The 16,255-nt window shown below is 68.2% G+C and carries 14 protein-coding genes; 4 read left to right on the forward strand and 10 right to left on the reverse strand.

Going from position 1 to position 16,255, the window contains the following annotated elements; translation table 11 throughout:
* The 10 genes from IPK85_19575 to IPK85_19620 all read right to left on the reverse strand — a co-directional run bounded on the left by IPK85_19575 (position 1) and on the right by IPK85_19620 (position 13,894).
* Positions 1-504 carry a DUF3341 domain-containing protein gene (locus tag IPK85_19575; GenBank protein MBK8249573.1) on the reverse strand — a complete coding sequence of 168 codons (504 nt, stop codon included), beginning with the start codon at positions 502-504 and terminating at the stop codon, positions 1-3.
* The gene (gene nrfD / locus IPK85_19580) at positions 504-1,895 is read right to left on the reverse strand and encodes a polysulfide reductase NrfD (GenBank protein ID MBK8249574.1); all 1,392 of its coding nucleotides are present in this window, start codon (positions 1,893-1,895) and stop codon (positions 504-506) included. Before nrfD ends, IPK85_19575 begins: the two co-directional genes overlap by 1 nt.
* Positions 1,895-4,966, reverse strand: coding sequence for a 4Fe-4S dicluster domain-containing protein (locus IPK85_19585; GenBank protein MBK8249575.1), 3,072 nt, complete (start codon positions 4,964-4,966; stop codon positions 1,895-1,897). Before IPK85_19585 ends, nrfD begins: the two co-directional genes overlap by 1 nt.
* A 72-nt stretch (positions 4,967-5,038) precedes the next feature.
* Positions 5,039-5,680 (reverse strand): cytochrome c3 family protein, encoded by a 642-nt coding sequence (locus tag IPK85_19590; GenBank protein MBK8249576.1) that lies wholly within the window; start codon positions 5,678-5,680, stop codon positions 5,039-5,041.
* 136 nt (positions 5,681-5,816) lie between these two features.
* Complete coding sequence (locus tag IPK85_19595; protein ID MBK8249577.1) at positions 5,817-6,602, reverse strand: hypothetical protein; 786 nt, start codon at positions 6,600-6,602, stop codon at positions 5,817-5,819.
* The gene (locus IPK85_19600) at positions 6,590-7,444 is read right to left on the reverse strand and encodes an amidohydrolase (GenBank protein ID MBK8249578.1); all 855 of its coding nucleotides are present in this window, start codon (positions 7,442-7,444) and stop codon (positions 6,590-6,592) included. The genes IPK85_19595 and IPK85_19600 overlap by 13 nt, the downstream gene beginning before the upstream one ends.
* A complete protein-coding gene (locus tag IPK85_19605) occupies positions 7,441-8,769 on the reverse strand; it encodes an aminotransferase class III-fold pyridoxal phosphate-dependent enzyme (protein ID MBK8249579.1) in 1,329 nt (442 codons plus the stop codon). Before IPK85_19605 ends, IPK85_19600 begins: the two co-directional genes overlap by 4 nt.
* A gap of 40 nt (positions 8,770-8,809) precedes the next feature.
* Complete coding sequence (locus tag IPK85_19610) at positions 8,810-9,628, reverse strand: RNA methyltransferase (GenBank protein ID MBK8249580.1); 819 nt, start codon at positions 9,626-9,628, stop codon at positions 8,810-8,812.
* On the reverse strand, positions 9,621-12,311 hold the full coding sequence (locus IPK85_19615) for a heparinase II/III family protein (protein MBK8249581.1): 2,691 nt from the start codon (positions 12,309-12,311) through the stop codon (positions 9,621-9,623). The genes IPK85_19610 and IPK85_19615 overlap by 8 nt, the downstream gene beginning before the upstream one ends.
* The gene (locus tag IPK85_19620; GenBank protein ID MBK8249582.1) at positions 12,308-13,894 is read right to left on the reverse strand and encodes a peptide ABC transporter substrate-binding protein; all 1,587 of its coding nucleotides are present in this window, start codon (positions 13,892-13,894) and stop codon (positions 12,308-12,310) included. The genes IPK85_19615 and IPK85_19620 overlap by 4 nt, the downstream gene beginning before the upstream one ends.
* On the opposite strand from IPK85_19620, the gene IPK85_19625 reads away from it, so the two are divergent.
* From IPK85_19625 to IPK85_19640, 4 genes are all read left to right on the forward strand, one after another.
* A complete protein-coding gene (locus IPK85_19625) occupies positions 13,895-14,875 on the forward strand; it encodes an ABC transporter permease (GenBank protein MBK8249583.1) in 981 nt (326 codons plus the stop codon). It begins immediately after the preceding gene.
* On the forward strand, positions 14,872-15,699 hold the full coding sequence (locus IPK85_19630; GenBank protein ID MBK8249584.1) for an ABC transporter permease: 828 nt from the start codon (positions 14,872-14,874) through the stop codon (positions 15,697-15,699). Before IPK85_19625 ends, IPK85_19630 begins: the two co-directional genes overlap by 4 nt.
* An 87-nt stretch (positions 15,700-15,786) precedes the next feature.
* Entirely contained in the window at positions 15,787-15,990 is a 204-nt protein-coding gene (locus IPK85_19635) for a dodecin domain-containing protein (protein ID MBK8249585.1), read from the forward strand.
* A 74-nt stretch (positions 15,991-16,064) separates the two neighbouring features.
* Complete coding sequence (locus tag IPK85_19640; protein ID MBK8249586.1) at positions 16,065-16,250, forward strand: LysM peptidoglycan-binding domain-containing protein; 186 nt, start codon at positions 16,065-16,067, stop codon at positions 16,248-16,250.
* Positions 16,251-16,255 lie beyond the last annotated feature (5 nt).

Consider the following 16,255-nt stretch of genomic DNA (forward strand, 5'->3'; position numbering starts at 1 on the left):
TCAGCTCTCACCGCGCACCTCCACGGCTCCATGATGCCGCAATTTGGTCTCGAGGTCGCGCAGGCGCTCGGGAGCGGCTTGCACGAAGATCCCGTAGTCGCCGTTGGTGAACCGGGGATCGAATCCGACGGTCATGGTGATCTTGGGGATGCGTGAGTTGATGAACATGGCCGCGACGGTCGACAGGGCGCCGACGAGCACCATGACCTCGAACCCGATGATGGTGTACGGGATCCAGCTGGCAATCGCCTTACCACCCACGACCATCGGCCAATACTCGGACGTCCAGATAGCGATCCAGTAGCCGAACGACACGCCGAGCAGGCCGCCGATGAGCGTGAACCGGCGCACCGGGCTGGCCGGCGGCTTGAGTGCATGCTCGATCTCGTGGCGCGGAGCGGGCGTGTAGACCGTGAAGGTCTCGATCTTGTCCTTCTTGAGCGACTCGATCGCGTCACACAACGCGTCGAGCTGCGGGAAGATGGCAACGAGTCCCTGGCGCATTAGTGATGCCCTCCATGGCCCGCCGCGTGTTTCATCTTCGGCGGCACAATCTCCTTGACCTCGGCGATCGCCACGACCGGCAGCTGCTTGATGAAGAGCAGGAACCACATGAAGAACCAGCCGAACGACCCGATGAGGATCGAGGTATCCACCCAACTCGGCAGGTAGCTCGACCACTGCCAGGGCTCGAACTCATGCGAGAGCGACGGGACGATGATCACGAAGCGCTCGTACCACATCCCCAAGTTGATGAAGATCGAGAGGATGAAGAGCCAGGTCGGGTTGCGCCGCAGCTTCTGCGAGAAGAGCGACAGCGGGAAGATCATGTTGCAGGTGAGCATGATCCACGCGGCCCACCACCACTGCCCGAACACGCGATTCCAGAAGTAGTCCTGCTCGTACATGTTGCCGCTGTACCACGCTACCCAGAACTCGATGATGTAGGCGCAGCCCACCACCATCGACGTAAAGAGGCAGAGCTTGGCCGCCGCGTCGAGGTGGTTGATGGTGACGTAGTGCTCGAGGCGGAAGAACTTCCGGATCGGGATGATGATCGTGAAGACCATCCCGATGCCCGAGAAGATGGCGCCAGCGACGAAGTACGGCGGGAAGATCGTCGCGTGCCAGCCCGGGGTGAGCGCCATCGCGAAGTCGAACGACACGACCGAGTGCACCGAGAGCACCAGCGGCGTGGAGAAGGCCGCGAGGAACAGATACATCCGGGTGAAGTGCCGCCACTCCGGCTCCGAGTTGCGCCAGCCGAGCGACATCACCGCCAGGATCCGCTTGCGCACCGGGTTCGTCTCGCGGTCACGGAGCACCGCGATGTCCGGGATCAAGCCGACGTAGAGGAACGTGGCCGAGACGGTCAGGTAGGTCGAGATAGCGAACACGTCCCACACTAGCGGGCTCTTGAAGTTCGGCCAGAGCAGTCGCCAGTTGGGGTACGGGATCAACCAGAAGAACTTCCACGGCCGCCCGATGTGGATGATCGGGAAGAGACCTGCCGTCATGACCGCGAAGACCGTCATCGCTTCGGCGCACCGGTAGATCGTCGTGCGGAAACCGGCGCGGAAGAGATAAAGAATGGCGGAGATCAGCGTCCCCGCGTGCCCGATACCGACCCAGAACACGAAGGTGATGATGTACACCCCCCACATGACCGGCGGGTTGTACCCGGCGTTGCCAAGCCCCCAGTAGATCTGGTAGGTCCAGACGCCGGCGCCCCACAGGAAGGCGAGGATCGCCAGGGCGAGCCCCATCCCCCACCCCTTCGTGGGCTTGAGGGTCGCCGAGATCTCGCGATCGACCTGCTCGTAGTCCTTGACGGCCGGGAGCTGGACGTCGGCAGACGCAATGTTTGGCCGCATCGGCTCGATGTAGGAAGCCATTAGTGCGCCCCCCCATTCGCCGCGGCCGCCGCCGGAGCCGCCGTCGCGGCGGCCCCTGGCGCTGTGTGGTTGACCTTCTTCAAGTAGACCACCGCCGTGAAGGTGTTCAGTTCGTTGAACACGTGATAGCCGCGATCGTTGTTCACCATCTTCGCCACCGACCAGTTCTCGTCGGCCGCATCACCAAAGACAATGGCGCGCGACGGACACGCCTGCGCGCAGGCGGTCGTGAACTCATCCGGCCGCAACTCGCGCGATTCCAGCTTGGCCAGGTTCTCGGCCTCGCGAATACGCTGCACGCAGAAGGAGCACTTCTCCATGATCCCCTTCGCGCGCACCGTGACGTCCGGATTGAGCTGGAGGTGCAGCGGCTCGGGGAACGCGTACTGCCGACGATTCGGCTCGGCGTACCCGTGCCAGTTGTAGTAGCGCACCTTGTACGGGCACCCGTTCGAGCAGTACCGCGTCCCGACGCACCGGTTGTAGACCTGGACGTTGAGCCCGTCCGGCGCGTGGTAAGTCGCGTACACCGGGCAGACCGGTTCGCACGGGGCATTGCCGCAGTGCTGGCACATCATCGGGACGAACCGCGCCTCGAACTCGCTGGCGCCATCCTCGCCCCCCTCGAAGTACCGCTCGATGCGCAACCAGCTCATCTCACGACCCTTGAGGATGTTGGCCCCGGGCCGGGTATCCCAACCGGCGCCATCGCTCGTATGGAACGGCCGCAGGGACCGACCCTGCCAGCGCGCGCCCACCGTCGGGATGTTGTTCTCGGCGTAACACGCCGTGACGCACGCCGAACACCCGGTGCACCGCGAGAGGTCGATGGTCATCGCCCAGCGGCGCTTGGCCATCCCGCTCCAGTGATTCGGGTCGTACATCCCCTTGTCCTTCGACGTGGGATCGCCGAGCTCACCCTGCGCGTCGTTCGCGACCGGCGAACGCAAGCCGGGGAGGAACTCGTGCGACGCGTCGCCGGGCAACGCGTGATGTTCTTCCTGCACACCGGCGACCAGGTCGGCCACCGTGATCGCCTGGGCGATCCCGCGACCGTGCTGCCGCGCCGACCCTTCGAGGGTCACCAGGTCCGAGCGCTGGGCCGCCTTGGCCACCGTCGCCTTGCCCTGGGTGAAGGCCAGTCCGCCGCCAGCGTTCCAGGCCGCGCCTAACGCGTCGAGCGCGTTGACGCCGATCCCCTCGGCATAGCGGCCATACTTCGTATGTCCCTGCCCCAACGCCACGGCGACCGTATCCGGGCGAATGCCGAGGTACGGCCACGCCGGAGCCGTGATGGTGCCCGCCGCCGTGGTCACGGTCACGTGATCACCGGCATGCACGCCCAGCCGCGAGGCGGTCATCGGGTGAATTTCCACCCACGACTGCCAGACGATCTTGGAGACCGGATCCGGGAGTTCCTGCAGCCAGGGCTTGTTGGCGCCTTCGCCCATGCCTAACGTCGCGTGCGGATAGGTGACGAGGAAGAACTCCCCGGTCCCGCCCATCGTGGCTGCGGTTGCCGCCGTGGCAGCCACCGAGCGCGTAGCGATCGTCCCGGCGATCGTCCCCTTGGGCAGCGCCGCCGTCAATGCGTTGGCACCGTACTTCGCGACGAGGACATCGCGGTAGCTCTTCTGCGGGTAGCGCGCAGCCAAGGCCGCGTCCTTCTGCGCCACCTGCAACAGGACATCCGCGGTCGCCCGAGTGTCGAAGATCCGTTCCATCACCGGCTGCTGCAACCCGATCACGCCGGGGGCCGCCTGCGCATCGCCCCACGACTCCAGGGAGTGATCGTCCGGCAGCACCAGGTCGCACAACTCGGACGTCTCGTCGGGATAACTCGAGAACGACACCTTGAACGGCACCTTCGCCAGCGACGCGGCAACGCCCATCGCCTTCGGGGTGTCGTACGCCGGGTTCGCGCCGCGGAAGAAGGCAACCTGGATCGACCCCGCGTTGGCACGCGTGACCAGGTCCTGCAGGCCACCCACCCCGACGGCGCCGCCAAAGCCGCTGTGCGCCTCGGCCGGCTTGACCGTCACGCCAACACTGCCCTTCGCCTTGTTGATCGCGGCACAGGTTGCAGCGACCGCACCAGCATTCGGCGTCGACACGCCGGAGACCACCAGGCTGGTCGACGCGCCGCGCAGCTCGTCGGCGATCGACTGCAGCGTGGCCTCCGTCACCCCGCTGGCCTGCGCGGCGGCCGCGATGGTTCCCCCGGATCCGCCAACGGCGGCGAGCAACGCACTCGCGATCGCCTCCTCGCTGCCGGGAATACAGGACACCCAGGTATCGGCGTTGAGGCCGGTGAGTGAACGACGCGCTCCGATGTAAATAACGCGCGGTCCGTCGGCGAGCTTGGCGCGGGCATCACCAAAGCTGAGCTGCTGGGGCACGCTCGCTCCCCATCCATCCAGGAAGTCAGCGCCGATCGAGACCACCAGCTTGGCGGCCGCAAAATCGAGCTTCGGCATCGCCACACCGTACGCCGCGCGGTTTGACGCCTCCACGGCAAGGTCGGCCGAGGGATCGTACTGGATGTGCGCACCGAAGCCGTAGGCGGAGAGCCATCCATCCAGAAATCCCGCGAAGGTGCCACTTTCGGGCCCGGTGACAAAGACCGCGTTGCCGGCGGTGCCGCGGGCCGAACCCAACCGGGCGACCAGCGCATCAATGGCCTTGTCCCAGGTGGTCGGCACGAGCTTGTCTCCCTCGCGCATCATCGGGCCGCGGTAGCGATCCGGATTGTAGAGGCCCTGAAGCGCCGACTGCCCCCTGGCACAGAGGGCCCCCTGGTTCACCGGGTGGTCCGCATGGCCTTCGAGCTTGATCGCGCGGCCGTCGCGCACTTCGGCGATGATGCCGCACGACGTCGCGCATTCGCGACACGTGGTGGTGTAGAGCGTCGAAACTCCCGGCACCGTGTTGTCCGGCGACGAGAGGTACGGGATCAGGCTCTCCACCTGTTCGTTGGTACACCCAACGGCGGTGGTTGCCGCCCCGGCGGCTCCAAGCACCTTGAGGAACTGTCGGCGCTTGACGCCGTTCGGTTCCGGTGTGTGGCTCATGTAGTGCGTCCTCGGTTCACGAAGCTCTGGGACAGGCACCACCGCACTCGCGGTGGCGCCACCGGACCGGTACTAGTAGTGGCACACCGCGCAGTCATACCGCGCCTTTTTTGGTTCCACCGCCGTGGCGGCGGCCGCGCCCGCCGTATCACCCGCGGCCTTGAGCCCCTCGCTCAACTGGTAGCCGTTCACATGGCAGGTGAGGCACCAGCCCATGTTGAGTGAGGAGGCCTGCTGGACCTGGGCCATGTCCTGGACGGGACCGTGGCAGCTCTGGCAGGTCACCCCGGCGTTCACATGCCGCATGTGCGGGAAACGCACGTACTCGGGCAGCTTGTGGATGCGCACCCACGGAATCGGCTTCCACTTGTCGGGCTGCCCGATCGGCGCAAACGCCTGGAGCTTCTTGATCTCCTCGCTCGTTCGCGCGGGCTGGCCGTTCATCGCGGGACGATTCGGCCCGACCAGCGTGTGGCAGCCCATGCACGTCCCCACCGCTGGCAGGCCAGGATCGGGGGACTTGTTCGCGCTGCTATGACAGTAGAGGCAGTTCATCCCCAGCGTCTTCACGTGCACCGGATGGGGGAACTTGATCGGCTGCACGGGGGACACCCCCTGCGACGACGATGCGCCGCTGTACGCCGAGAGGATGGTTGCCGCGATCGCAATAGCGAAAAACGACGGCACCAGCGCCCACTTGCTCCTGCTCGTCATCAGGACCGGGAGGTGAAAGGAAGTCCGAGTGAACGATTCGGCTTGTGAACAATTTCACAAGCTGATTTGCCGCCGGGAATTATGCCCGGGGTTGTGAATGCGCGCAAGAGACGGCGCCGCCACGAGTTGCGCCACCTCAAGGCGGAGCCCCCGCTTCGTCTGAATGTCCCAATCTGTCCGGATCTGCCAGCAGGGCGGCAGCCACGTCCGCCTCGCGCAGTTCCAGCGACGCGAGCGGCGTCTGGATGAGCCGAAGGGGCCACATCGAGCCGAACAGGAAGCGGGGGGCGCCGATAGTGCGCAGCAGGTGGGAGAGCTCGTCGGACGGCGGTCCCCAGAGCCACGAAATGTCCCAGTACAGGCGTGCGCGCTCCGCGGGCGTCAGCCCCCAATGCACCTCTTCGATGAACTCCCGCGACGCCGCGCACACGACAAGTGTCGACCCCGTGGATGCGCGCGCCAGCTCGCGAACAAAGGCGGCGCTGAGGTCGGGCACCGCGTCCATCGGATGCCGTTGGCGCAGGTCCTCGAACCGGACAGTGAGCACCAGCACGAGTCTGCGTCTCGCGGCCTCCACGGCGACCTGCGTCGTGGCGGGATCGCCTGGACCGAGGCCGAGGATCTGGGGATAGACGCGAACCGCCGGGGCTCCCGCGCGGCGGGCGAGTTCAAGCTCGTGCACAGCGGACGGCCAGTCCGGCCGCACCGTCGGCACCGGACGGAGCCGCGGCGCGAACGGCGAGAGTGCAGCCACCAGCTCCGCGTTCCCACGGGACGGGTCCCGATGAAAGGCAGACGGCAGGTGGCCCACCCACGCGCCGTCAATCCCCTCGCGTTGCAGCACCTGCGACAGGACGGCAGGCTCGGGGTGCGGCACATGGCGCCACGGGAACCCCCCGATAAAGGTGTTCACGTCGAGCATGCGGGCCTCGCACTGGTGAGCGACGGGAAGGCGTGCGCCGGGAAGATCCGCACCGCGTTGCGCCAACGGATGTCGGCCAGGTCGCCAGCCGGCAGCCCGATCACCTCGAGGGCGCGGAGCTTGGCGAGGCCCGTACAGAGAGTGATGTCGGCGCCCCACAACATGCGCTGCGCCCCAACCGCGGCCAGCGCGTCATCCAGCATCCCGCGGTCCACCCCGCTCCCGGACAGGTCCAGGTAGACGTTAGGCACGTCGCGCACCGCGGCGAAGGTGTGGGCATAGTCCCCTCCCCCGCCAATGTGCGCCAGGATGAACGACACACGGGGATGACGGGCAGCGGCACGCGCGAGGTCGGCCCCGTCTGAGATGTCCTGCCCGGGCCAGTGCCGGCGTCGGTGCTGCCAGATGTGGTGGAGCACGGGAAAGCCGTACCGCGCGGCGGATTCATACAGCGGTGCCACGACCGGGTCGTCGCAGCGACGCGCCGCGGCGAGCTTGAGCCCCACGGCTCCGCGGGCGGCACAGCGGTCCACCTCGGCGATCGCGCCGGCGCCGTCGTTCGGATTGACGGCGACATAGGCCCGCAGCCGCGGATCGGCGCCCTGCAGCGCCAGCATGGCGTCGTTTGCCGGCACGGTGTCGGCGGGCGACTGGAAGTACGTCGGGGACGTCGCCCCCCAACTCCCGAGGATCGACGCCACATGGCAGGAAATCCCGATCCGTTCGCCGGCCTCGAGCCGGCGCGCGTTGAGGTGCCGGGCATTGTGGTAGCCCGACCCCTCGGGAAAGAAGTGGGCATGCACGTCGATGAGGGGCTCCGCGCCACCCAGCGGCGTGGTCACGCCACTCCCTCCACCACCTCAACAAACGCCGTTGAGGCCACACGCTCGATCTCGAGGAGGACCTCTTCGTCATCGTGGGCGAGCGACGCGTAGTTGTACGCCCCACGCTTGAACAGCACCCCGTGGAACGCGGCCCGCTCGAGGAAGCGGCTTTCACGCCCGGCATCCGCGAACCGCAAGAACCACATCGGGTCTGGCCCCACGACCTCGACTCCCTCCACCCCGGAGGCCTCGATCGCCGCCGCCACCGACGCGCGCATGCGACCACCAGCGCGCGCGAGGACTTCGCACGGGTCGCCGTCCTCCGAGAGATACCGATCGAGCACGGCGTGCACGGCGGCCAGCGCCATCGTCTCGCCAGCGCTCGTGGACGTGATCCAGGTGCGCCCCGCCGCGTCCATCACGGCAGCGCGTCCCACTACCGCAGCCACGGGAAAGCCGTTGGCCATCGCCTTGCCAAAGACGGCGAGGTCCGGGGTGACGCCGGCCACCTGCTGGTAGCCGCCTAACGCGACCCGGAACCCGGTCTTCATCTCGTCGAGGATGAGGACGGCCCCCACCTGGTCGCACAACGCACGAGCCCGCTCCAACCATGCCACGTCCGGAAACGCCTCAATCACCGGCTCGATGACGACCGCCGCCAGCTCGTTGCCGGCGGCCTTCACGGCGGCCTCCAACGCGGCGATGTCATTGAACGGCACCCGGGTCACGAGGTGAGACACCGCCTCGGGTACCCCCGCGCCGGCGCTCGACCAATCCTGCCAGCCGAAGTACCCGCACGCGACGATGCGCTCACGCCCCGTCGAGACGCGCGCGATGCGCACCGCGGCTGACATCGCCTCGCCACCGGACTTGAGGAACCGCACCCGTTCGGCGCACGGGATCACCTCGCACAAACGCTCGGCAACCTCCACCTCCGTCACGTGCGCCAACCCGGCCACGTGGCCGCTCGCCACCGCGGACACGACGGCGCGCGTCACGGCATCGTCACCATACCCAAGCGCCACCGACCCCAACGCCATCGTGCAGTCGACCAGCGTCTGGTCACCGGCCGTCACGAGGTGACACCCGCTCGCCCGCACGTAGTGGGCGGGGCCCACCCCGTCCGGGCCGTACAGGGCATGGGGCTGTTTGCTTCCCGTCGAGCTGCCGCCGGGGATGACCGCCGCCGCACGGTCGCGCCATTCCGCGTCCAGCACCACGGCCCCTCCATCATCCTCCGGGACCACATCGTCCAGCTCGCCCTCTTCCTCCTCCGCAGACGCGTCAGGCACCTCGGGGGGGGGCGTTGGCTCCTTGCGCTTCCCAAACAGATTGAAGGCCATGCGAGGGATCGGATCGGGTGAACGTGCGAATCGGGGAACGTTACTGCGATGCGTCGGCCTCCGCTTGCACGCGCGCCGCCTCGGCTTCATCAAAGGTGACTGGGGGCAACCCCGCCATCCCGCGATAGCGATTCATCGCCCGCACGACCTCGATCCACATGGCGCGCGCCATCATGATCTCGCGGGCATCGGGGTCCATGCGGAATCCCAGCGACCGGACGCTGCGCATGATGTGCGTGCGGAAGCGCGTCTTGAAGAAGTCCACCGCCTCCAGCGCGCGTTCCTGATCCTTGAACAGGCGCTCCATCTGGTCCGCGGGTGCCGGCGGCGCCTTCTTGCGCGCCGGCAAGCGATGGCGCGTCGCATCGCCGGCCGCGAGGTGCAGTTCATACAACGTCACCACGATTGCCTGGGCAAGGTTGAGCGATGCGTGCTCGGTGGTGGGGATCGTCACCGACGCATGCGCACGATCGAGTGCCTCGTTCGGCAGGCCATCGTCCTCGCGGCCAAACATCAGGGCGACCGGTCCCTCTACGGCACGCGTAAGCAGCGGCTCGGTGAGGGTGCGCGGAGTGTGCTGCTCCCAGCGCACGCGCCGACGGCGAGCGGTAAATGCGGCGACGAACACCGTGTCACCCAGTGCCTCGTCCAGGGTGTCGACCTCGCGGATCCGTTCGATGATGTCGAGGGTGTCGTGGGCGATCCCCTCGATGCGATACGCGTTCCACGGCGTCGGCCGGACCATCACGAGGTCGCGGACGCCGAAGTTCTTCATCGCGCGAACCGTCGCGGCGATGTTGACGGGATTCTGGGGTTCGTACAACACCACGCGGACGCGGTGCAGGATGGATTCAGGCATCTGGGATCTCAAAGGACAACATGCGGCGCGGGTCTTCGCGGTCCCCCCGAAGGTAGACCCACTCCCCATCCGACCCGGTGGCGACGAGTTGCCCTCGCCGCCGTTCCCGTTGGCGGGAAATCTCGTTGATCACCACGTTCAACCTGAAGTGGCGATCCACGCCGAGCCCCTGGGCCCCGCGCGGGAAGCCGCAGCGCACCTGGTACCCGTCTGGCGTTAGGCGCCACGTGGCGGTCAGGGGCGGCACCGCCCCGCGCATCTCGCGCGGCGTGATCCTGACGTGCGGCTGGGCCTCCGGGACGAGGATCCAGCTCCCGGTGGCATTGGCGCCGGGCACATCCAGGTACAACTGGATCCCGTCCGAGTTGATGTCCGGGTCCTCATTGTCCAGCGGATTCGCCGCACGCGGTGGCGCGAAGACCGGATCGAGCTTGCGCACGGAGATCTCGATGTCGACGAAGGCCTTGCCGGCGGCGACCCGAAGCGTCGCCTCGGGTGCACCCGCCTGGCTCCATGCCTGCTCGGAGCGTCGGTAATGTCGCTCGCTGAGTTCCAGGGTGAACGGTCGCCCCGGCGCGAGCACAAAGGCTGGGGCCGCGGGGGCTGCCGGTTCACGGTCGACCGTCGCCGAGGGCATCGCGGTCGAAGTCCGACGGAGCTGGTGGACTCGCCCGTCCGGGGTCGTGAGGTCACACCCTCCCTCGCGCGACTCGATGCGGGCGACGCCGCCGGGACCTTCGATCACGAGTGTATCGGGAGAGAAGGTCGCTGCCGTCACGCCACCCCAGGCCAGCACGGTGCGCCAACGTCCACGGCGCCCCTTGGCCTGCCACAGCGTGATCTCGCGGTCGCCGGATCCCGGAGGCCCGGGGGCCCGAGCGCGCCGCCAGGCGAACGGGTCGTCGCTGGCCGTCCATCCGGCGAGCGCATCACCCCCGAACGACGCGCGAAAGGCCACCGGATGGGCTACCGTCGCGCCGCCGAGGGCGACCATCGGCGACGGCAGGTCGCCGGATGGCACAGTGGCCGCCGCCTCGGACGGGCCCAGCGCCCACCCGACCTGCCACGGCAAGGACAGCTCAACGTCATCGGCGCTCTCCCACGTAAACTCGTCGATCAGACACTTGTCCAGCGCGATGACGCGGCGAGTGACGTGGGCACGCCCCGGCACCAGCTCGAAGGTCGCCTCCACCCAACCGATCCCGTGCGCCTCGCCCCAGCCACGCAACACGCCAGCGCCATACGGCTGCGAGCGGCCGTCCACCAACGGTGCATTGTGCGCCCAGGTGGAGCGATACCAGGCCAGGCTCGGATCTGTGTATGACCCGGTCCCGACATCCTCGAGGAACCGCGACGTTCCGACCACCAGCCAGAGGTTGAGGCGGTCGGGATGCCCGTGGCCACCACCGGGGTGTCCGTAGTCGAGCGCCGCGTAGACGCGGCCACCGTCACGACGAAAGACGGCGAACCCCTGGTGCGCGAGGTGCACGGAGGCTGGTCCGCCGGGGACGGCGTCGGGGAGTGCCGACCGCGCATACAGGAGGGACTTCCAGCCTAACGATGATCGGTCGAGCCGACAGGGTGGGCCGTTGCGCTCCGCCTCAGCGGTGGACGTGGCGCGCCCGGTGTCGCCCGCGGGGACGTCCGGCGCGTACAGGGTCCCGAGCGCCGCGGCGAGCCGGTCGTCCGACGTGCGAGCCAGCCCCAGTTCGCACGACTCGGCGAACCGCCATTGGCGCAACGACACGGCGTACTGAGAATCGCGACGGGCCGGAAAGGTGAAGTCGGGGAGGGCGGTGAGAAACGGGAGGGCAAAGGCGTCGTGGAAGCGCGCGACCAGTGCCGGGGGAAGCGGGATTCCGTGCTGCTCGGCCATCGTGACCCCGTACCACAGGCCGCGGTGGGCGAACTGGTGGTAGTTCTCTCCCTCGTACCAGGAGCCGTCGGCGAGGAGCCCGGCGTCGAGGTGTGCGACCAGCCCCGAGCGCCCGGTCACGGCGCGCTCCACGAGGGCCTCGCGATCGAGCACAACACCGCACGCCAGCAAGGCCGCATTGTTCCACACCTGCCGATTGGACGCGCCCTCATCGTACGAGGCGATCAACTCAACACTCGGGGCGAGCACCCGGTCGCGCACGCGACCCCCAAGCCCCTCCGGGGCAAGTGCCCGAGACTCGAGCAGGTCCAGCGCCACCGCCACCTGCAACGTCCAGATGGACTCGAGGTAGGTGCTGAAGAACGGGCGGGTCGGCCCGAGGACGTTGTCCTCGTTAGGGTACGAGAGGTACTGGCCGGCGCAGGCATCCAGGAAACGCACCGCCACCTCGCGCGCCGCCGCGTCATCGGTGAGCACCGCTAGGACCGCCCCATGGACCGCCCGCTCGGCGAGCCAGAGCTGCCGGTTCATGACCCACCAACGGTCGTGATCCTCCCCGGTGAACACCACACCGCAGGTCGGGCACCGGTGCCGGTGCGGCTCCCATGGATCAAAGGCGAGCAACACACCGTGTGCCGGGCAGCGCCCTCCCCCGCGCGTCAAGCGCGCCTTGTGCACGGGCAACTGCAGCTCAACACCGCAGAGCGCCGCGAGGTCCACGCGAAGGGACTCCGCGAGGGGTCGGAGCGATTCCGCGACGACCCGGCCCCGTACCTCGAGCTGGCCGGGCGACAGGAGCAGGGTCATGGCCGCACCACGCGCGCCGGGGCGCCGAAATGCCAGCGCGTCACGCTGACCAGCTCCCCGCGAAGGTCCATCTCGATGCCCTGCAGCTCGCGTCGGGCGCCCTGGACCCCACGCGAGTGATACAACCACGCCACCGGCGACTCCTCACGCAGCTCGGCACTGACCGCGCGCCACGCCGCACCCAACGCCGGACCGGTCGCTTGCGCCGCGCGGTCCAGGAGCGAGTCGAGGCGGGCCGAATGGAAGGACGCGTAGTCGAGCGCACCGCCGCGCTGGGACGTCGCGAACATCGCGGCCACATGGCTGAGGGCGAGGTCGCCGGGGATCCCCGTCAGCAACACGTCGAAGGCCCGGGGCTCCGCGCGCGCGTCGCGGAGGAAGGTGCCCAGCTCGACCTGTTGCAGCGTGACGACCACCCCGATGGCGCGCAGGTCGGCCTGGATCAGTTGTTCCATGGCGTTGTCACCACTCCCCACACTGCGGAGCGCGAAGGTGAGGGGCACGCCACCACGGCGTCGTTGCCCATCGACCATCGTGTAGCCTGCGCTGTCGAGCAGCGCCGCTGCATTCGCGTGTTGTTGCGTCGAGTCCCAGGCGACATGGCCCGGAAAGACCGGCCCGCTCGTCGCGACCCCCATCCCCTGCAGCGCGACCTCCACGAGTCGACCACGATCGACGGCGGCGGAAATCGCCCGGCGCACCCGCGCATCGTCGAACGGCGGTCGCGTGGTGTTGAAGACGAGCACGTTGGTGAACGCGACCGGATAGGTGAGCAATCGCAGCGACGGATCCGAGGCGGCAAGAGCGGCCATCGCCGGCGAGATGCCCGCGAGGTCCAAGTCACCACTGGCCAGCCCGGCGAATTTCGTGGTCGCCTCGTCCACCACGGCGATTACCAGTTGGTCCACCGCCGCGGGGCCGCCGAGTGCCGGCGGAAAATCGTCCACGCGGGCGAAACGCCAGGACTCACGGGGGCGCCGTTCGACAAATCGAAACGGCCCATTGCCGACGGGCGCGCGGGCAAACGAGTGGGTGCGGTACTCCGCGCGCGGGACATGCTCAAGGATGTGTCGCGGGACGACCGGGAGTTCACACAAGACCAGGGGGAAACGCGGCGGCGGCGACGCGAAACCGAGCGCCACCGTGGTGTCGTCGAGTGCCTCGACGCGCTCGATCCCCGCCAACTCGCCCTTGCGGTAATAACCTGTCGCGGGATCGCGGGCTGCATCGAGGGTGAACGCCACGTCGCGAGCCGTAGTGGGCTCGCCGTCGTGCCACCGCAGGCCCGGCCACAGGTGGAGGGTGAGGGTGCGACGATCGCCCGACCACTCCCACCGACGCGCGAAGTAGGGCTCAGGCTCCAGGGTCGCGGCGTAGCGCGCGAGGGTGACGAACAACGCGTACCGCTGCACCTGTCGCGCCATGGGGTGAACGGTCACGAGCGGATTGGCCGACTCGAGGTCCGCCCCGGACGCCACGACCGCGACGGCGGGTCCCTCGCGGCTCGGCGCACATGCGGCCGCCACCAGCACGAAGATGACGCCGCACGTTGACGCCCGGCGGCCAACGCGCATTATGCGCATGTGCCCGCCCTGCTCCGTCGCGGCGTCGAGTCCATCCTGCTGTTCGGGTTCGTCGTCACCCTCACCTTTGTGCTCGCGCATCTCGCCCCGGGAGACGCGACCGACCTCCTCATACCGCCGACGGCAACGCCGGAGGATGTGGCACGCCTGCGGGCGAGCCTGGGGCTGGATGCGTCCATGGTCGGGCAATATGTGCGATGGATCTCGCAGGTGGGGCATGGCGACCTCGGCGTTTCGTTCGCGCTGGGTGAACCTGTGCGTGACCTGCTCGCCCGGTCGCTCCCGATCACGCTGGCGTTGGGGGCCGTCTCGCTGTCGTTGACCTTTGCCATCGGCGTGACGGCTGGGCTGTGGCAGGCGCGTCATGCGGGGACATGGCGTGATCGCCTGGTGAGCGCGACCGCGATCACGGTGTACGCGGCGCCCACCTTCTGGTTGAGCCTGGCCCTGGTGGCGGTGTTCACCTACGTGGCCTCGCGCGCCGGGTGGCCGGCAGCGATCCGACTACCGGCGATGGGGCTCCGCGACCCACGTGGGACGGTCAGCGGGCTGGCCGGGCTCTTCGACCTGGCGCGCCACGCGGTACTGCCCGTGGTGGTCCTGTCGGCCGTGGGGGCCGCCGGAATCTCTCGTTATGCACGCGCTGGCGCGCTGGCGCTGGCGGGTGAGGACTGGGTGCGCACGGCACGAGCCAAGGGGGCAGATGCGCGGCTGGTGTGGGGGACGCATATCCTCGCCAATGCGCGCCCGACCTTGATCGTGTTGCTGGCGCTGTCGCTCCCCGGGCTGGTCGCCGGTTCCGTGTTTGTGGAAGGGGTCTTCGCGTGGCCGGGCATGGGCCGGCTCCTGCTCTCCAGCATTGGGGCGCGCGACTACCCGGTCTTGATGGGCGCGACCCTCGTGTACGCGGCCATGGTCATTCTCGCCAACTGGCTGGCCGATGCCGGTATCGCCTGGGCCGATCCCCGCCGCCGCACATGACGCGCACCCGCCGGACCGCGGCGATCTCCCTCGGGATCCTCACCCTCGCGGCGCTGCTCGTGCCGGCCCTCGCGACCGACGACCCCACCGCGATTACAGATGTGATCGCTCGGCGCCTCGTGCCACCGATGGGCCGGGATGCCAACGGCAGCTGGCACCTCCTTGGCACCGATCGGTTCGGCCGCGACATCCTGGTGCGCACGCTGCTCGCGGCACGCGTCTCCCTCCTGGTTGGCGTGGTCGGGTCGATGCTGGCCGCCGTGGTGGGAGTCTGCGTCGGCGCGTCCGCCGCGTGGGCGGGACGGTGGGTGGACCGCTGCCTGATGAGTATCGCGGACACCTTTCTCGCCGTGCCGCGGCTCGTGCTCCTGCTGCTGTGCGTCGCGCTCTGGTCTCCCGGGCTGTCGACGGTCATCGTGGTCCTTGCGGTGACCGGGTGGATGGGGATCGCGCGCCTCGTCCGCGCGGAGGTCCTGGCCCTGCGGTCCGTCGGGTTCGTCGAGGCCAGCCGGGCGGGGGGCGCCAGGTCCTTGCGCACCCTCGTGAGGCACGTGTTGCCTAACGCTGCCGGTCCTGCCCTGGTGGCCACGACCCTGGGGGTGGGCAACGCCGTGCTCATGGAAAGCGGGCTGGCATTCCTTGGACTCGGGGTGCAGCCGCCCACGCCCAGCTGGGGCAACATGATCGCCGGGGGACGCGACCTGATCGTGACGGCACCCTGGGTCGCCCTGGCACCAGGGCTCGCCCTCATCGTCACCGTGCTGCTCTGCACCGAGTTGGGCGATGGACTCGACCCCACCGCATCGCGAACCGGGAATCGCTGAGCGCCTTGCCGTGGGCCGACAGAGACGGTTTCTTGGGGCATTCCAACCCGCACGGCCATCCCGCCGTGCCACTACCCGGAGAGCGCCATGTCCGTTGCCAAGGTGACCGAGATCATTTCCTCGTCGAAGAAGTCGTTTGACGACGCCATCGAAGTGGGGATCAAGCGCGCGAACAAGACGCTGCGCAACGTGAAGGGCGCCTGGGTCGCCAGCTACAAGGTGGACTGCGACAAGGGCAAGATCACGAACTATCGCGTCACCCTGAAGGTCACCTTCGTCCTCGCGGACTGAAGCGGCGATGACCAACCCCAGGGAGCCACTCCCCGACTTTTCCGACGTGAAGTCGGGGAAGCTCGTCGGAGGCGATGACCCGTGAGGAAGCAGCCGTCCCCACGTACACGATCGTGAAGGGCGACACCTTGTCGAAGATCGCCAAGCGGCACTACGGTGACGCGAGCAAGTGGAAGGCGCTCTACGAGGCGAACCGCGACGTGATCAAGAACCCGGACCTCATCCAGATCGGGTGGGTCATCAAGCTTCCCCAGCTGTGAGACCC

This window comes from Gemmatimonadota bacterium, from assembly GCA_016712265.1.
Classification (GTDB): domain Bacteria; phylum Gemmatimonadota; class Gemmatimonadetes; order Gemmatimonadales; family Gemmatimonadaceae; genus RBC101.

Excerpts from the sequence above, each read along its gene's own strand:
- IPK85_19575 (MBK8249573.1), bottom strand. The coding sequence starts at position 504 with ATGCGCCAGGGACTCGTTGCCATCTTCCCGCAGCTCGACGCGTTGTGT.
- nrfD (MBK8249574.1), bottom strand. The coding sequence starts at position 1,895 with ATGGCTTCCTACATCGAGCCGATGCGGCCAAACATTGCGTCTGCCGAC.
- IPK85_19585 (MBK8249575.1), bottom strand. The coding sequence starts at position 4,966 with ATGAGCCACACACCGGAACCGAACGGCGTCAAGCGCCGACAGTTCCTC.
- IPK85_19590 (MBK8249576.1), bottom strand. The coding sequence starts at position 5,680 with ATGACGAGCAGGAGCAAGTGGGCGCTGGTGCCGTCGTTTTTCGCTATT.
- IPK85_19595 (MBK8249577.1), bottom strand. The coding sequence starts at position 6,602 with ATGCTCGACGTGAACACCTTTATCGGGGGGTTCCCGTGGCGCCATGTG.
- IPK85_19605 (MBK8249579.1), bottom strand. The coding sequence starts at position 8,769 with ATGGCCTTCAATCTGTTTGGGAAGCGCAAGGAGCCAACGCCCCCCCCC.
- IPK85_19610 (MBK8249580.1), bottom strand. The coding sequence starts at position 9,628 with ATGCCTGAATCCATCCTGCACCGCGTCCGCGTGGTGTTGTACGAACCC.
- IPK85_19615 (MBK8249581.1), bottom strand. The coding sequence starts at position 12,311 with ATGACCCTGCTCCTGTCGCCCGGCCAGCTCGAGGTACGGGGCCGGGTC.
- IPK85_19620 (MBK8249582.1), bottom strand. The coding sequence starts at position 13,894 with ATGCGCATAATGCGCGTTGGCCGCCGGGCGTCAACGTGCGGCGTCATC.
- IPK85_19630 (MBK8249584.1), top strand. The coding sequence starts at position 14,872 with ATGACGCGCACCCGCCGGACCGCGGCGATCTCCCTCGGGATCCTCACC.
- IPK85_19635 (MBK8249585.1), top strand. The coding sequence starts at position 15,787 with ATGTCCGTTGCCAAGGTGACCGAGATCATTTCCTCGTCGAAGAAGTCG.
- IPK85_19640 (MBK8249586.1), top strand. The coding sequence starts at position 16,065 with ATGACCCGTGAGGAAGCAGCCGTCCCCACGTACACGATCGTGAAGGGC.